Below are 16,752 nucleotides of genomic sequence, written 5' to 3' on the forward strand. Positions count from 1 at the left end.
AGTCTTTAAAAATGTAACTGAAACTACTATGATAGTACATGTACTAAAGAAGGTTAGAAGGAGAATTTTTTCATGTCAATCGAAACAATGCTAATTATTTTAGCAATTTCATTTATTAGTTCGGTCATATTAGGACCAATTATTATCCCTATGTTAAGACGCTTTAAATTTGGTCAAAGCATTCGAGAAGAAGGACCAAAATCGCATATGAAAAAGGCAGGTACCCCTACCATGGGTGGTGTCATTTTCTTACTTTCCATTATTGCTACAACAGTAATTATGAGTTTAGTAAAGGGTGCATTTACATCTCAATCAATTATTTTGATACTCGTCCTAGTTGGATATGGAGTAGTTGGATTTTTAGATGATGGACTCAAAATTATTTTCAAACGTAATTTGGGATTAACATCTTTACAAAAACTGATCGCACAAATAGTTATTTCGATTGCGGCCTATTTCTTAATGAAGTTAGGAACGTTTCATAATACAGTTCAAATTCCGTTTACAGATTTTGCAATACATTTAGGCGTATTCTATATGCTGTTTTTAATCTTCTGGTTAGTTGGCTTTTCAAATGCAGTCAATTTAACAGATGGATTAGACGGATTAGTATCAGGAACAGCTTCGATTGCTTTTGCAGCTTATGGTGTGTTGGCACTCTTAAATGATCAATTGGATGTTGCCATTTTTGCCTTTTCAGTTGTGGGTGCTTTACTTGGTTTCTTAATCTTCAATGCAAACCCTGCAAAAGTATTTATGGGCGACACAGGTTCACTAGCTTTAGGTGGCGCGTTAGCTATGTTATCCATCCTAGTTGGTCAAGAACTACTATTATTAATAATCGGAATAATTTTTGTCCTTGAAACTTTATCTGTTATTATGCAAGTAACCAGTTTCAAATTGACAGGTAAAAGAATTTTTAAAATGAGTCCACTACATCACCATTTTGAACTATCAGGTTGGTCAGAATGGCGTATTGTCCTAACGTTTTGGTTAACAGCATTAGTGGCGGCATTGATCGCAGTGGTTCCGGAGGTATTATAATGAAAAACATAGCCATAATGGAACACAAAAAAGTATTAGTATTAGGTCTAGCTAAAAGTGGTGTAGCTGCCGCAGAATTACTTCATAAAATGGGTGCATTTGTAACAGTGAATGATGCAAAACCATTTGAAGAAAATAAGGATGCACAAAAACTTCTACAACAAGGAATTACCGTAATATGTGGCCGTCACCCAGAAGATTTATTGGATGAAGGATTCGAATTAGTTATTAAAAACCCTGGTATACCATATACAAATATTATTGTAGCGGATGCAGTAAAACGTGGAATTCCAGTATGGACAGAAGTGGAATTAGCTTACTTAATTAGTGAAGCGCCTATGATTGGTATTACTGGTTCAAATGGTAAAACAACTACAACTACTTTGCTATACCATATTTTGAACCAAGGTGGCTTGAAGCCATTAATTGCAGGGAATATTGGTACAGTAGCTTGTACTGTAACCGAAACTGCTGAAGCCGATAATATTATTGTGACAGAATTATCTTCTTTCCAACTAATGGGAACTGAGATGTTTAAACCTAAAATAGCCATTTGGACGAATTTATTTGAAGCACATATCGATTATCATGGATCCATGGAAGCATATGGTGATGCTAAATTCTGTATCACACGTAACCAAGATGCGTCAGATTATTTAATCTATAACGCAGACCAAGAAATCGTTGCTTCATATGCTCGAAAATCAAATGCTCACTTAATTCCATTTACAACGACTCATATAAATGAGGATGGAATTAGTGCAGATGATGAAATGATTTATTGGTTAGGTAAACCATTTATAAAACGTGATATTATCGCTTTACCTGGTAAACATAACCTAGAGAATGTTCTTGCAGCTGTAGCGGCAGCTATTATTATGAGTTGTCCGAAAGATAAAATGAAACACGTATTAAATTCATTTACTGGTGTTAAACATCGCACACAATTTGTTCGTGAATGGAAACAACGTAAAATCTTTAATGACTCAAAAGCAACAAACACACTTGCTACGCGTAGTGCACTTGAAGCATTTAAACAACCAATTGTACTACTAGCAGGTGGTTTAGATCGTGGTCATTCATTCGAAGAATTACGATCATTTATGTCAAATGTTCATGTAGTTGTGGTATCTGGTCAAACAGCAGATCGTTTTGCAGAATTCGCTACTTCTTGTGGTGTAAAAACAATTGTCCATGCTAAGGATATTCAAGAAGCAGTACCAAAAGCAGCAGAATTATCAAATGAAGGTGATGTCATTTTACTTTCACCTGCATGCGCAAGTTGGGATCAATATCCAAACTTTGAAACACGTGGAGATTTGTTTATCGAAGCAGTTATGAATTTGAAATAATTGTCATTATTAAGTAATAGGAAGGATGCCTTGCCTGATACAACGTGAGAGACTTTGGTTAATGATTGCAACGTTATTTTTGACTGTCATTGGCATTGTTTTTGTTTACTCTGCCGGTACTTACTGGGGGAAGATTCACTACGGTCAAACAGCACCTTTTTTAGTTAAACAGTTAATTTATTTAGGAGTAGCGTTATTTGCCTTTTTCATTTGTAGCCGTTATAAAGGACTACAATTGGAAAAGACTTGGACGCTCCTATATTGGCTGTCGTTACTTTTACTTGTCGCTGTATTAATTCCGGGAATTGGTGTTGTTCGAAATGGTTCTCAAAGTTGGATCGCACTTGGACCACTTAGTCTTCAACCATCTGAACTTACCAAAATTGCCACAATCGTCAAACTAAGCTTTATTCTGGCGAATCAAAAAGCAACGGAATCTAAAATTCACTGGCGGCATTTTTTATATTTATTTTTACCAATAGCGCTCATAATGGTACAACCTGATTTTGGATCAGCCTTTATTTTAATCGTTTCTGTGTTTTTGCTGTTCTTTATAGCTGGTTATCCTATTCGTTTTTACGCTTTCCTGATCATTGCCGGTGTTGTAGGGCTAGTAGGGTTAATACTTTCAGCTCCTTATCGTTTAAAGAGGATAGAAGCGTTTTTAGATCCATGGTCAGATCCACTTGGTAGTGGTTTTCAAGCAATACAATCATTGCTTGCTATAGGTCCAGCAGGACTATATGGATTTGGCTTTGGAAATAGCCGACAAAAGTATTTATACTTGCCCGAACCACAGAATGATTTTATCTTTTCAATTATTGCAGAAGAAATGGGATTTATCGGGGCTGCAACGATAATTTGTGCTTTTGGTTTACTAATCTACGCTGGTTTTAAATTAGCGTATAAATCAAGTATGAAAGTTTCGTTATATAGTATTGCAACATTAATAGGGATGATTGGCTTTCAAGCTTTTTTGAATATCGGAGTTGTTTCAGGGTTGTTGCCGGTAACCGGTGTGACCTTACCGTTTATTAGTTACGGGGGAACATCCCTTGTCGTAACATGGATCGCAATTGGGATAGTGTGGAATTTTTCGAAAGAAAGATAATTTTAGAAAGGAGTGATCAGTTTGGAAAAAATTATTGATATCGAAGAACGAATTCCGACATTAAAAGAGCGTCGAAAAAAAAGAACAAATCGTCGTTTTCTCGTACTCATTGCCATTTTCGTTATAACCTTACTGACACTTCTGTATTTTCAATCTCCAATGAGTCATATTGGAAAAATTACAGTTGAAGGAAATCACCTAAAGAGTAAAGAATATTACATAAAGCATAGTGGTCTTGAAAAAGGGAACTCTCTATGGGAATTCAAAAGTAGTACAGTAGAAAAATTATTAAAGGAACAACAAATTGTAAAGAATGTATCAGTAAAAAGAAAATGGTTGAATGATATCACGATTTCTGTGACTGAATATGATCAAGTTGCATATTTAAAGGAAAATAACCAATATAATTTGGTGTTAAACAACGGCACAATTTTACATTTGAATAATATACCGGCTAGTTTGAATATGCCGATATTGGTAGGTTTTGAGGATGAAAAAACGAGAATGAAAATGATTCAACAACTTAGCAAGTTGAATGATGAATTAATCGCTTTAATCTCTCAAGTGAATGCTATACCAAATGATTCAAATCCATATGCAATTCAAATGTTCATGAATGATGGATTTGAAGTAAGAGCATCGATTCCTACGCTTGCCTCAAAATTGAAATATTATCCATCGATCGTTTCACAAGTCAAAAAAGGTGAAAAAGGGGTAATTGACTTAGAAGTTGGAACTTTTTATCGTTCTTATAAAAGTGAGTATGGGGCATCTGAAAAGTAATTGTATCCTGTAAGTCCAAAAATTGTATAAATAATCTAAATTTATTCTATTTATTCTGGTAATCAGTTTTAATTAGGCTATAAATATAGTAATCTTAGCTTAAACAGAAATGTAATTGAATAAGTCTAAGAAAAACTATAAAAATAGTGCTAAATATTTATTTGTGATTATTAGAGTTAGAAGTAAGTGTATAAATACATGTAAAAATAGTATTTTAGAATCTTTTCAGTCTACACAGACAGAATTTCGAGCTTTTAACACTATGTAAATAATAAAAAATGCATCAAAAGTTAAAAAAAACAGTATATATGAAGGAATTTTAAATAGTTTTCCTGAATTTATTTAGACAAGTTCATAATTTTACAATAGAATAATTATTAAGAGTTGTTGAAGGAGGTGCCACAGTTTGAATCATTCAGAATTATACGTTTCGTTAGATATAGGATCTTCTTCTGTTAAAGTCCTCATCGGAGAGGTTAATGAGGAGACTGTGCATGTAATTGGTGTTGGTAATGTCAAGTCATCAGGTATTCGTAGAGGAAGCATTGTAGATATTGATGCTACTGTACAATCTATAAAAAAAGCAATCGATCAAGCTGAGAGAATGGTAGGCATGTCTATCAATAAAGTAATATTAGGTATACCTGCTAATCAAGTTCAGCTTCATGATGTAAAAGGTGTAGTTGCAGTTAATAGCGAGAATCGCGAAATTACTGATGTGGATTTAGATCGTGTAATAGAATCTGCACAACTTATGTCTATTTCACCAGATCGTGAATTAGTCAATATTGTTCCAAGCCAATATATCGTGGACGGTTTAGATGGGATTAATGATCCTAGAGGAATGATCGGTATTCGTCTAGAAATGGATGGTACTATGATTACCACATCAAAAACAGTTTTACACAATGTCCTACGTTGTGTTGAAAAGGCTGGATTAGAAATTCAACAAATTTATTTGCAACCGTTAGCAGCTGGTGAATTTGCGCTTACGGAAGATGATCGTAATAGAGGAACTGCATTCATCGATATTGGTGGAGGTTCAACAACAATTGCAGTATTCAAAGACGGACATTTTTTGCATACAGCGATGATTCCAGTTGGCGGTGAACACATTACAAAAGATTTATCGATTGTATTAAAAACCCCTACTGAGCAAGCAGAAAAGATAAAAACAGAATTTGGACATGCATATTATGATGATGCTTCAGATGATGAATTATTTGAAGTTCCAGTAATAGGTGCAGATACAAAAGAGCAATTTAGTCAAAGATACATATCCGAAATTATTGGCGTTAGACTTGAAGAACTTTTTGATTTAATTATTGATGAATTATATCGAATGGGTATTCAAGATTTGCCTGGCGGAGTGGTATTGACTGGTGGCGTTGCAAAATTAGAAGGTCTTCCTCAATTAGCACGTCATGTCTTACAAACAAGTGTCAAAATTTATGTGCCTGATTACATTGGCGTAAGAGATCCTGAATATACAGCAGCTGTAAATTTAATACGTTATGCATACAAAGAATCACAATTTAACAGAGATGTTACCGATAATGTTCCTTTGGTACCTGCAGGGCGTGAAGATCATCATGTAGAACAACAAAATAGTTCTTCGCTATTTGAATCACAAGAGCATAGAGATGGTGTTCTTACGAAAGTTAAGGGCTTCTTTAATAGATTTTTAGAATAATAAGGGCGATGTTCTCTACACATTATTAGCAAAATTAGGAGGAATAGAGATGTTAGAATTTGAAACAAATGACGATCAACTTGCTGTAATTAAAGTTATCGGTGTTGGTGGCGGAGGTAATAATGCCGTTAACCGAATGATTGAACATGGTGTACAAGGTGTAGAATTTATCGCCGTAAATACAGATGCACAAGCATTAAAATTATCAAATGCTGAAGTGAAAATGCAAATCGGTGCGAAATCGACTCGTGGATTAGGTGCAGGTGCTAACCCAGAAGTGGGGAAAAAAGCTGCTGAAGAAAGTAAAGAACAGATTGAAGAAGCACTAAGTGGTGCGGATATGGTTTTTGTTACTGCGGGTATGGGTGGCGGTACAGGTACTGGTGCAGCTCCTGTAATTGCTCAAATAGCCAAAGATCTTGGTGCATTAACAGTTGGTGTAGTTACGCGTCCATTCACATTTGAAGGCAAAAAACGCCAAAAGTCAGCACTTTCTGGAACTGCTGCTATGAAAGAGGCAGTTGATACATTAATTGTTATTCCAAACGATAAATTATTAGAGATTGTTGATAAAAACACACCAATGCTTGAAGCATTCCGCGAAGCTGATAATGTTCTTCGTCAAGGTGTACAAGGTATTTCGGATTTAATCGCCGTACCAGGTTTAATCAACTTGGACTTTGCCGATGTTAAAACAATTATGTCTAACAAAGGCTCTGCATTAATGGGTATTGGTATTGCTTCAGGTGAAACACGTGCTATAGAGGCTGCTAAAAAAGCAATCTCAAGTCCATTACTTGAAACTTCTATTCATGGTGCAAAAGGTGTTCTTATGAATATGACTGGTGGCTCTAATTTGAGCTTATATGAAGTTCAAGAAGCAGCTGATATTGTTTCATCAGCATCTGATGAAGATGTAAACATTATCTTCGGTGCGGTTATCAATGATAATCTAAAAGATGAAATCGTGGTTACAGTCATTGCGACTGAGTTTTCAGAAGATGAACCTCAATATGAAGTACGTAATGGGAATCGTAGTGGAATTGGTACACCTCGTCAACAACCAACACCTGTACAACAAATGGCAGGTCGTGAAGTTCGTTCAGAAGAAATTGTACAACCAATTCAAGAAAGCCCACGTCAAACAACACAATATCAATCCAATTCACAAGACGATGGATTGGATATTCCGACATTTTTAAGAAACCGTAACAAACGCCGTTAATGCAAAATTTTAAAGTGGAAAAGACTACCTACTTAGTATATCTAAGTAGGTAGTCTTTTTTATATTATGCATATTTTTCACCCCAATTAACTATTGGTACAATTTTAGCAGTTGTGCTTATTTAAAGAGAAAAAATAGAAATAGATTTCTGTCTAAAGATGATCTTTTATGGACAATTTGAAAAACAGTGGTTTCTACTCACCTCATTTACAAACGAAAGATTTGAAAAGGTTTTTTTGATTATTATATGAGAACAAAAGGCGAATATTTGAAAAAAACTAAGAATAATCTAAATCTAATTAGAAGTAATTTTGCAAACGAAAGTTACCTAGAAAAATGAATGATTCTGTCGGAAAGTTTCTGCTTCCTACATTCACCCTTTGACATTTTTTGAAGCTATCATATGTTACCTTTTCTATGTGGGAGGTGGTGAATTGTATGGCGAAGTAATGATCTTAATTAATGCACTTTTTAACTATGTTATTCTTTCTTTTACCAATTCAATTTGTTATATGCAACAAAAAAGAATGCGACTTATAATCAGTGCATTCCTTGCTGGCATTTGGATCGTTATATTTGGACACCATTTTCTCATGATGGTCATTGCATTTATTTTAATGATTACGACTGCTTTTGGCTTGCAAATCCGCAAATGGTGGAAGGGAGCGCTTATGTGTTTTGTCGCAGCTTTGTTTGCAGGTGGATTATTTACAGCATTCGAGCCACTGTGGATAAATGCATCAGTATTTACCTTATTCATAATAATCGGAGCTGTAGCGACGGCAGGATTATTTTTGTTAAAAAATCGATTGCAGGTTGCTAGGGGTGATACCTTGCAGCAACGTCTAGTTCAATTATGTGAATTGCGATTAGGAGATATCACAATTTCTCTAAAATGTTTTATAGATACAGGAAATACGACAGTTGAGCCGTTATCTGGAAAACCTGTTCATTTTGTACGTTATAAAGCAATAGAAAACTCTTTACCTGAAAATTTGAAAATGGCTTTGTTTCGATGGGATGTAAATGAGCCATATGTTTTGGATATGTTCCCCGAAGAATACCGAAAAAAAGTGGCTGTTATTCCAATTACAACTGTTCAAGAGAAAAAGACTTACAGCTTAGCTCTCCGTTATGATAAATGGCTTATTATGGACGAAGAAACTCGCCCAATTTCACCTGGTTTTTTAATTATTACAATTCAAAACACCCCGTTTCCGCAAGAGGCAGATGCCATATTACATTTTACTGCTTTATATCACATTTAATGAATGGAGGTTTTAATAATGATTCGTCGATTTTGGCGTTGGTTAGTTGAAGCAATTGCAAGCTTTAGGCAGACAGGTACATTTTATATTGGTAGTCATGAATCCTTGCCTACACCTTTGAAAAAAGAGGAGGAGCAAGAAATGATTACTGCTTTCAAGAATGGTGATATGCATGCAAGAGATATATTAATCGAACATAATTTAAGACTAGTGGTGTATATAGCAAGACGATTTGATAATGCTAAAACACCAATAGAAGATTTAATCAGTATTGGTTCGATTGGATTGATCAAAGCAATCGAAACATTTAATGCTGATAAGAAAATTAAATTGGCTACATACGCATCAAGATGTATTGAAAATGAAATATTAATGCATCTGCGTAAAACGAGTCGTATGAAAGGTGAAGTCTCATTAGACGAACCATTAAATTCAGATGGCGACGGAAATGAGTTACTACTATCGGATATTTTAGGAACAGATGAACACTTAATCACCGATGATGTAGAAAAAAAGATGGAACGTCAACATATGTTCCATGCTATTCAAAAATTAGATGAGAGGGAACGCTATATTATGGAGTGTCGCTTCGGACTTGCGGGGAAAGAAGAAATGACACAAAAAGAAGTAGCGGACCATTTAGGTATTTCTCAATCTTATATTTCCCGTTTAGAAAAGAAAATTATTCAAGAATTGCGCAATCATTTGAATCAATTAACGTCATAATGGTTGAATTTGGAGAGAAATAAAGCGCATATAATTATCCGTTTCGGACACACTGAATTTACTAACAGTGATGAAGCATCCGGAGGGCAAAATATGCGAACAAAAGTTGAAATATGTGGTGTTGATACATCCACGTTACCTGTTTTGAAGCATGAAGAAATGCGGAAATTATTTGTTGCATTACAAAGTGGACAAGAAGAAGTAAGAGAACAACTTGTGATGGGTAATTTACGGTTAGTATTAAGTATTGTCGGTCGTTTTGCTTATAGAGGCGAACAGGCTGATGATTTATTTCAAGTAGGGTGTATAGGTTTATTAAAATCAATTGACCATTTTGACTTATCACATAATGTTCGATTTTCAACCTATGCAGTACCAATGATTATAGGTGAAATTAGAAGACACCTAAGAGATCACCATCCACTACGTGTGTCTAGATCATTACGTGATATTGCATATAAAGCTATGCAAGCAAAAGAGCAATTTTTAACTGAAGAATTACGTGAGCCGAACTTAACTGATTTAGCGCGTATGACAGGTTTGCCTCAGGAAGATATATTATTTGCACTTGATGCAATCCAAGAACCGATGTCATTACATGAGCCAATATATGCTGATGGTGGAGATCCTGTCTATATGATGGATCAGCTGAAAGATCAAACTGTTTCAGAAGATAGATGGTTGACGTATGTATCAATTAAAGAACAAATACAAAAATTGGATAGAAGACAACAAAATATTCTCTCCAAACGTTATTATTATGGACATACTCAAACAGAAATTGCGAAAGACTTAGGGATTTCGCAAGCGCAAATTTCTAGATTAGAAAAAAGTGCTTTGAAAACGATTCAGGAACAGGCTAGTGAGAAGTAATAAACGAATCGATCGATTTTAGAAATATCTAGCTGAACACGTCAATATTTCGGATTAAATATTCACTTGCCATATAAGTGTAATTAGCAAGTGAAGAATATTTATATTTGATTAACAAAGCTAAATTGGCGTGTTCTGCTTTTAAAATTAAGTATCAATCTCACATACAAGATTGATGCTTTTTTCTCATATATATACATAAAATGCTCTAGGAGGGATGCGAATGCGCTTTTCGGAAATTCAGCGTAAAGAAATTATTGCCGCAAATAGTGGGCGTTTCTTAGGATATGTTGAAGATGCGGTTGTTCACAAGGATACAGGATATGTTGAAGCTTTTGTTGTAGCAGAACCCAAAAAATTTATGGCATTCTCGGGTAGCCAAAAGGAGGCTTTAAAAATACCCATTGAAGATATAATTGTAGTAGGGAAAGATGTTATCCTAGTAAAAGGATTAGATTAAACTATTAAGGGTATTCATTGATAAATTGCACTAGGCTTGATACAATTAGGTAACAAGTATCTTTGAAAAGATGAGGCTACCATGACATTAATTATTAATAATTTAAAAGATATTCAGAAGAACATTCAAGTGGCTTGTCAAAAAGCTGGCAGAGAAGTTTCAGACATCACAATTATTGCTGTTACAAAGCAAGTTTCTACGGAACGTGCTATTGAAGCACTAGATGCCGGCTTAACTCATTTGGGTGAAAATCGTCCCGAAGGATTATTAGAAAAACGTGAAACAATTGCAGACCGTGCAACATGGCATTACATTGGTTCGATGCAAACAAGAAAAGTTCGTAAAGTAATTGATCAAATTGATTATTTACATTCACTTGATCGTATTAGTTTAGCAGAAGAAATCCATAAACGTGCCAATCAAACCGTAAATTGTTTTGTACAAGTCAATGTATCTGCTGAAGAAGCAAAACACGGTCTATCACCTGAAGAAGTGATAACCTTTATCGAACAATTATCAAACTTTCCACATATTCGTGTGGTAGGCTTGATGACAATGGCACCTAACACAGAAGATCAAGAGCTCATTCGAAGTGTTTTTAAAGGACTAAAAAAATTACAGTTAGAGATTGCTAGTAAAGGTTATGAATATGCGCCATGTACTGAACTTTCAATGGGCATGTCTAACGACTATGAAATTGCAATTGAAGAAGGTGCAACTTTTATCCGCATTGGCACAGCTCTAGTTGGCAATGAAAGAAGGGATTCTAATGAAGATGAAAGATAAACTGAAAAACTTTTTTTATTTGGAAGAAGAAGATGACTATGTTGAAGAACGTAGAGAACAACAAGAATCTGTTCATCAACAACCAACACCATCAGTTCCAAGACAACAAGTGAAGCCGGCGGTAAGTAAACCAGCAGCCGTTAAGAAACCAACTGTAAAAGAACGTCAAAAACATATAGAGCATTCAAATGTACCGAATCTTGTAAGTATAACTCAAAAAACATCAAAAGTTATTTTATCAGAACCACGAGTTTATGCAGAAGCACAAGATATTGCGGATAATTTAAAAAACAAGCGAGCTGTTGTAGTAAATTTGCAACGTATTGATCGTGATCAAGGTATACGTATTATCGATTTCTTAAGCGGAACTATTTTTGCCTTAGGTGGAGACATTAAACGAATTGGTACGGATATATTCTTATGTACACCTGATAATGTAGAAGTAGACGGTAATATTTCGGATTATTACTATGAAGATATACAATAGAGGTGTTTAATTGTCCATGTCCATATTTACAATCGTAACTTATTTGTTTCAAATATATTCAATCGCGCTAATTGTGTATATACTAATGTCTTGGATACCAGCAGCGTATGGTTCACCAATAGGTAGATTTTTGGCTAAAATTTGTGACCCTTACTTAGATTTCTTTAGACGTTTTATTCCGCCAATTGGTATGATTGATATTTCACCGATTGCAGCATTATTTGTTTTAAATTTAGTGCACATGGGTGTAATAAATGTTTTATCTTTTATTATTTAAAAATTCTAATCCCCACATACTATAGTGGGGATTTTTTATTAAAAACAAAATGTGCTTTGAACAGATAGAATGCTACTGCATGAATTTTGATAGGAGGGTGATAAATGGTGGAGGAAATTTTTCAACATTTTAGACCAGAAGAAAAAACTTTTATTGAACAAGCTATGGGGTGGAAAAACGAAGTTGAGGATCGTTATGCACCCAAATTGACAGATTTCTTAGATCCCCGTCAGCAATTAATCATAACATCGATTATTGGAAAAAATGGTAGTGTGCTAGTAGATGCAAATGGACGATTCGACGAGTCCGAACGAAAGCGATTGCTTATTTATCCAGACTATTTCCAACCATCTGATGACGATTTTAATATTGCAATCTGTGAACTTCAATTCCCTTCTAAGTTTATCCAGTTGAAGCATCCAGATGTACTAGGCGCTTTACTTTCAATTGGCTTAGATCGTTCAAAATTTGGGGATATCAGAGTAGATGAGTCATCTGTTCAGTTTGCTGTAGCTACAGAAATACTCGATTATATTAGAGTGAATCTGGTTAGCGTTGGTAAAGCGAAAGTGCATGTAGAAGAATTGCAATCAGGGACCTCATTATTGCCCGTTGAATCACATTGGATTGATCAGATGCTTACAACGAGTTCGATGAGATTAGATACCGTATTAGCGTCAGTTTATCCAATTTCCAGACAAAAGGCGGCTATGCTTATTAACGCAGGTAAAGTAAAAGTGAATTTTGCAGTTCGTGAACAAGTGGCTTTTGAATTACATGAATCGGATTTGTTATCCATTCGCGGATATGGTCGCTTAGTCATAAAAACGATTGAAGGAAGAACAAAAAAAGAGAAAATTCGCATTAAAATTGGTCGAATAGAACGGAAATCATAATTTTTAATAAAAATTTTGTAATTCTAGATGAACTTACTAATAGACAAAGGTATAATAAATGAATAAATGCTGTTAAGGAGAGGTGCAAAAATATGCCATTATCGCCACTTGACATACATAACAAAGAATTTAGTCGTGGTTTTAGAGGTTACAACGAAGATGAAGTAAATGAATTTCTAGAACAAGTTATCAAAGACTATGAACTAGTAATAAAAGAAAAAAAGGAATTGGAAGATAAACTTCTTTCAAGCAAAGAGCAAATTGGTCACTATAATTCGATCGAAGAGACATTACAAAAATCGATTGTTATTGCTCAAGAAGCAGCAGAAGAAGTTCGTCGTAACTCCCAAAAAGAAGCAAAATTGATTGTCAAAGAAGCAGAAAAAAATGCGGATCGTATTGTCAATGAAGCCCTTTCTAAAGCACGCCGCATAGCTTTGGAAATTGAAGAATTGAAAAAACAATCGAAAGTATTCAGAAATCGCTTCAAAATGATTGTAGAAGCTCAACTAGATTTAATCGAATCGGATGACTGGGATCATTTAATGGAATATGAAGTCGATACAACTGAATTAGAACGTTTAGATTTACCACAAGATTAATTTAGATACTTGACTGTATGGCTTTGATTTTTTATAATGTCATCATATATCTATATAAAAAGTAATGATGGAGACAGTATCTTATAAGTGCTGCCTAAGCGATTTGAGGATAGTGGAAGCTCAAACGAAACACTTATAAAAGAAAATCACTCCTGAACTAGATTGCTGAATCGAGTAAGCAATCTCGTTTACACCACGTTACGGTGTCTAAAGAGGCGTCATTATAACGGCGCAACTAGGGTGGTACCGCGAGATAACTCCTCCTCGTCCCTTTTTGGGATGAGGAGTTTTTTTATTTTTTAAAGCTAAGGATACCTTTAAAGGAGGAATTTATTCAATATGGAATACAAAAATACCCTATTGATGCCAAAAACAGATTTCCCTATGCGTGGAAATCTTCCAAACAACGAACCGAAAATGCAAGAGAAATGGGAAGAAATGGACATCAATGCGAAAGTACTTGAACGCACAAAAGACCGTCCAGCTTTCATCCTTCATGATGGCCCTCCATATGCAAATGGTGATCTTCACATGGGGCATGCATTAAATAAAGTATTAAAAGACATGATTAATCGTCATCGTTCAATGACTGGCTACTTTGTTCCTTATGTTCCTGGTTGGGATACACATGGTCTTCCAATCGAGCAAGCTTTAACAAACAAAGGTCATGACCGTAAAAAAATGACTATTGCTGAATTCCGTGAATTATGTAAAGACTATGCATATGAACAAGTAGAACGTCAACGCGAACAATTTATGCGAATCGGTGTACGTGGAGACTGGAAAAACCCTTATATCACTTTAAAACCTGAGTTTGAAGCTCGTCAAATCGGTGTATTCGGTGCAATGGCTAAAAAAGGTTACATTTATAAAGGGATGAAACCTGTTTACTGGTCCCCATCAAGTGAATCTGCACTAGCTGAAGCAGAAATTGAATATCAAGATATCAAATCACCTTCAATTTACGTAGCATTTGACGTAAAAGATGGTAAAGGTGTCGTTAATAATGATGAAAAATTCATCATCTGGACTACTACACCTTGGACAATGCCAGCAAACCTTGGTATTTCTGTAAACCCTGAATTCACATATGCAGTTGTGAAAGCAAATGGTGCAAAATACATTATTGCAAAAGGTTTACTAGAAAAAGTTGCAGAAAAAATTGGTTGGGAAAATCCTGAAATCGACCGTGAAATCGCTGGAACTGATCTTGAAAATGTTACAGCACAACATCCATTGTTCGATCGTGAATCGTTAGTTATGCTAGGCGATCACGTAACACTTGAAGCTGGTACTGGTTGTGTTCATACAGCACCTGGTCACGGGGAAGATGACTATCAAGTTGGTAAACGCTATGGCTTAGAAATTCTTTCAGTAGTAGATCATAAAGGTTGCTTAACTGAAGATGCTGGCGAATTTGCTGGTTTGTTCTATGACAAAGCAAACAAACCAATCTGTGAGAAACTTGAAGAAGTCGGCGCATTATTAAATTTAACATTCTTTACGCACTCTTACCCACATGACTGGCGTACAAAAAAACCTGTCATTTTCCGTGCAACGCCACAATGGTTTGCATCTATTGATAAATTCCGTCCAGAATTACTACAAGCAATTCGCGACACAAACTTCACACCAGTATGGGGTGAAACTCGTCTTTACAATATGATTCGTGATCGTGGCGACTGGTGTATTTCTCGTCAACGAGCATGGGGTGTTCCGATTCCAGTATTCTTCGCTGAAAACGGTGAAGAAATTATTACGGAAGAAACAATTGCACACGTACAAGCACTATTCCGTGAACAAGGTTCTAATATTTGGTTCCAAAAAACAGCAAAAGAATTACTTCCTGAAGGATTTACACACTCAGGTTCTCCAAATGGTGAATTTACAAAAGAAAATGACATTATGGACGTTTGGTTTGATTCAGGTTCATCACATCAAGGTGTATTAGAAGAACGCCCAGAACTACGTTACCCAGCAGATTTATACTTAGAAGGTTCTGACCAATATCGTGGATGGTTCAACTCATCATTAATCACTTCTGTTGCGATGAATGGCCATGCTCCATACAAAGGTCTACTATCTCACGGTTTCGTATTAGATGGCGATGGCCGTAAAATGAGTAAATCACTAGGTAATATCATTGCACCAAGTAAAGTTATGAACCAATACGGTGCAGACATCTTGCGCTTATGGGTAGCATCCGTTGACTATACAGCTGACGTTCGTATTTCTATGGATATGTTAAAACAAGTTTCTGAAGTATACCGTAAAATCCGTAATACACTTAAATTCTTACACGGTAACTTACATGACTTTAATCCAGAAAACGATTATGTAGCATATGAAGATCTTCGTGAAGTAGACCAATATATGTACATGGAACTTCAAAATCTTATCAAAACTGCACGTGATGCATATGATAACTATGAATTTGCAACTGTTTATAAAGCTGTAAATAATTTTGTAGCAACTGAACTAAGCTCATTCTACTTAGATATTGCAAAAGATGTTGTTTATATCGAAGGTGTAGATGCGAATGCTCGTCGTGCAATGCAATCTGTCATGTATGACACATTACATGCATTATTGAAAATTATGACACCAATCATCCCTCACACTACAGATGAAATGTGGTCATATTTACAATATAAAGACGTTGAAAGTGTTCAACTAACTGATATGCCAGAGGCTGTTCAAAAAGAAAACTTTGCAGCATTAACAGAAAAATGGACAAAAATTATGAACGTTCGCGATATTGTATTGAAAGCTTTAGAGGAAGCTCGTAATGCAAAAACAATTGGTAAATCATTAGAAGCAAAAGTAACTGTTTATGGTGATGGAGAAGCAGTGGCACTTCTAAACGATTCAAATATTCATTTTGCACAACTTAACATCGTTTCAGAATTTGCTTTAGGTGGTCAATTAGCTGATGCTCCTGAAAATGCAGTGAAGACTGAAAAAGTCGCTATAACTGTTGAAAAAGCAGAAGGCGAAAAATGTGAACGATGCTGGACAATTTCAAAAACAGTAGGACACAACCATAACCACCCAACACTATGTGAACACTGTGCAAATGTAATTGAAAAATATTACGCAGATGTAGAATAATTAAATGCTTTCGAAAATATAGACAACAATATTTCATTATATTGAAAGCTGAGTCGTC

At 35.3% G+C, this 16,752-nt stretch carries 16 protein-coding genes and 1 other annotated feature; all 16 genes read left to right on the forward strand.

Features of this window, described 5'->3' with window-relative positions; translation table 11 throughout:
* The first annotated feature begins 72 nt into the window (after positions 1-72).
* Positions 73-1,044 carry a phospho-N-acetylmuramoyl-pentapeptide-transferase gene (mraY, locus tag Q8X41_RS17010; protein WP_397537428.1) on the forward strand — a complete coding sequence of 324 codons (972 nt, stop codon included), beginning with the start codon at positions 73-75 and terminating at the stop codon, positions 1,042-1,044.
* Complete coding sequence (murD, locus tag Q8X41_RS17015) at positions 1,044-2,396, forward strand: UDP-N-acetylmuramoyl-L-alanine--D-glutamate ligase (RefSeq protein WP_397537429.1); 1,353 nt, start codon at positions 1,044-1,046, stop codon at positions 2,394-2,396. Before mraY ends, murD begins: the two co-directional genes overlap by 1 nt.
* 25 nt (positions 2,397-2,421) lie before the next feature.
* Entirely contained in the window at positions 2,422-3,507 is a 1,086-nt protein-coding gene (gene ftsW / locus Q8X41_RS17020) for a putative lipid II flippase FtsW (protein WP_397537430.1), read from the forward strand.
* 21 nt (positions 3,508-3,528) lie between these two features.
* Complete coding sequence (locus Q8X41_RS17025) at positions 3,529-4,290, forward strand: cell division protein FtsQ/DivIB (protein WP_397537431.1); 762 nt, start codon at positions 3,529-3,531, stop codon at positions 4,288-4,290.
* A 406-nt stretch (positions 4,291-4,696) separates the two neighbouring features.
* Positions 4,697-5,983, forward strand: a complete 1,287-nt coding sequence (gene ftsA, locus Q8X41_RS17030; protein WP_397537432.1) for a cell division protein FtsA — start codon at positions 4,697-4,699, stop codon at positions 5,981-5,983.
* Positions 5,984-6,032: 49 nt separating this feature from the next.
* Positions 6,033-7,208: a cell division protein FtsZ gene (ftsZ, locus tag Q8X41_RS17035; protein ID WP_397537433.1), complete on the forward strand. Its 1,176-nt coding sequence runs from the start codon at positions 6,033-6,035 to the stop codon at positions 7,206-7,208.
* A gap of 434 nt (positions 7,209-7,642) precedes the next feature.
* Positions 7,643-8,476, forward strand: coding sequence for a sigma-E processing peptidase SpoIIGA (locus Q8X41_RS17040; protein ID WP_397537434.1), 834 nt, complete (start codon positions 7,643-7,645; stop codon positions 8,474-8,476).
* An 18-nt stretch (positions 8,477-8,494) separates the two neighbouring features.
* The gene (gene sigE, locus Q8X41_RS17045) at positions 8,495-9,202 is read left to right on the forward strand and encodes an RNA polymerase sporulation sigma factor SigE (RefSeq protein WP_102692744.1); all 708 of its coding nucleotides are present in this window, start codon (positions 8,495-8,497) and stop codon (positions 9,200-9,202) included.
* A 93-nt stretch (positions 9,203-9,295) separates the two neighbouring features.
* Positions 9,296-10,075 carry an RNA polymerase sporulation sigma factor SigG gene (gene sigG, locus Q8X41_RS17050; RefSeq protein WP_397537435.1) on the forward strand — a complete coding sequence of 260 codons (780 nt, stop codon included), beginning with the start codon at positions 9,296-9,298 and terminating at the stop codon, positions 10,073-10,075.
* A gap of 223 nt (positions 10,076-10,298) precedes the next feature.
* Positions 10,299-10,535 carry a PRC-barrel domain-containing protein gene (locus Q8X41_RS17055; RefSeq protein WP_397537436.1) on the forward strand — a complete coding sequence of 79 codons (237 nt, stop codon included), beginning with the start codon at positions 10,299-10,301 and terminating at the stop codon, positions 10,533-10,535.
* Between the two features lie 81 nt (positions 10,536-10,616).
* Positions 10,617-11,321, forward strand: coding sequence for a YggS family pyridoxal phosphate-dependent enzyme (locus Q8X41_RS17060; protein ID WP_397537437.1), 705 nt, complete (start codon positions 10,617-10,619; stop codon positions 11,319-11,321).
* The gene (locus Q8X41_RS17065) at positions 11,305-11,808 is read left to right on the forward strand and encodes a cell division protein SepF (protein ID WP_397537438.1); all 504 of its coding nucleotides are present in this window, start codon (positions 11,305-11,307) and stop codon (positions 11,806-11,808) included. Before Q8X41_RS17060 ends, Q8X41_RS17065 begins: the two co-directional genes overlap by 17 nt.
* Positions 11,809-11,824: 16 nt before the next feature.
* Complete coding sequence (locus tag Q8X41_RS17070; protein ID WP_397537439.1) at positions 11,825-12,085, forward strand: YggT family protein; 261 nt, start codon at positions 11,825-11,827, stop codon at positions 12,083-12,085.
* 107 nt (positions 12,086-12,192) lie between these two features.
* Positions 12,193-12,981: an RNA-binding protein gene (locus tag Q8X41_RS17075; RefSeq protein ID WP_397540296.1), complete on the forward strand. Its 789-nt coding sequence runs from the start codon at positions 12,193-12,195 to the stop codon at positions 12,979-12,981.
* Between the two features lie 92 nt (positions 12,982-13,073).
* Positions 13,074-13,583, forward strand: a complete 510-nt coding sequence (locus tag Q8X41_RS17080) for a DivIVA domain-containing protein (protein WP_397537440.1) — start codon at positions 13,074-13,076, stop codon at positions 13,581-13,583.
* A 55-nt stretch (positions 13,584-13,638) separates the two neighbouring features.
* Positions 13,639-13,858, forward strand: a binding site (T-box leader).
* A 64-nt stretch (positions 13,859-13,922) separates the two neighbouring features.
* On the forward strand, positions 13,923-16,694 hold the full coding sequence (gene ileS / locus Q8X41_RS17085) for an isoleucine--tRNA ligase (RefSeq protein ID WP_397537441.1): 2,772 nt from the start codon (positions 13,923-13,925) through the stop codon (positions 16,692-16,694).
* The last annotated feature ends 58 nt before the right edge of the window (positions 16,695-16,752 follow it).

It is taken from the genome of Rummeliibacillus pycnus, assembly GCF_044359855.1.
In the GTDB taxonomy this organism is placed as follows: Bacteria; Bacillota; Bacilli; order Bacillales_A; family Planococcaceae; genus Rummeliibacillus; species Rummeliibacillus pycnus_A.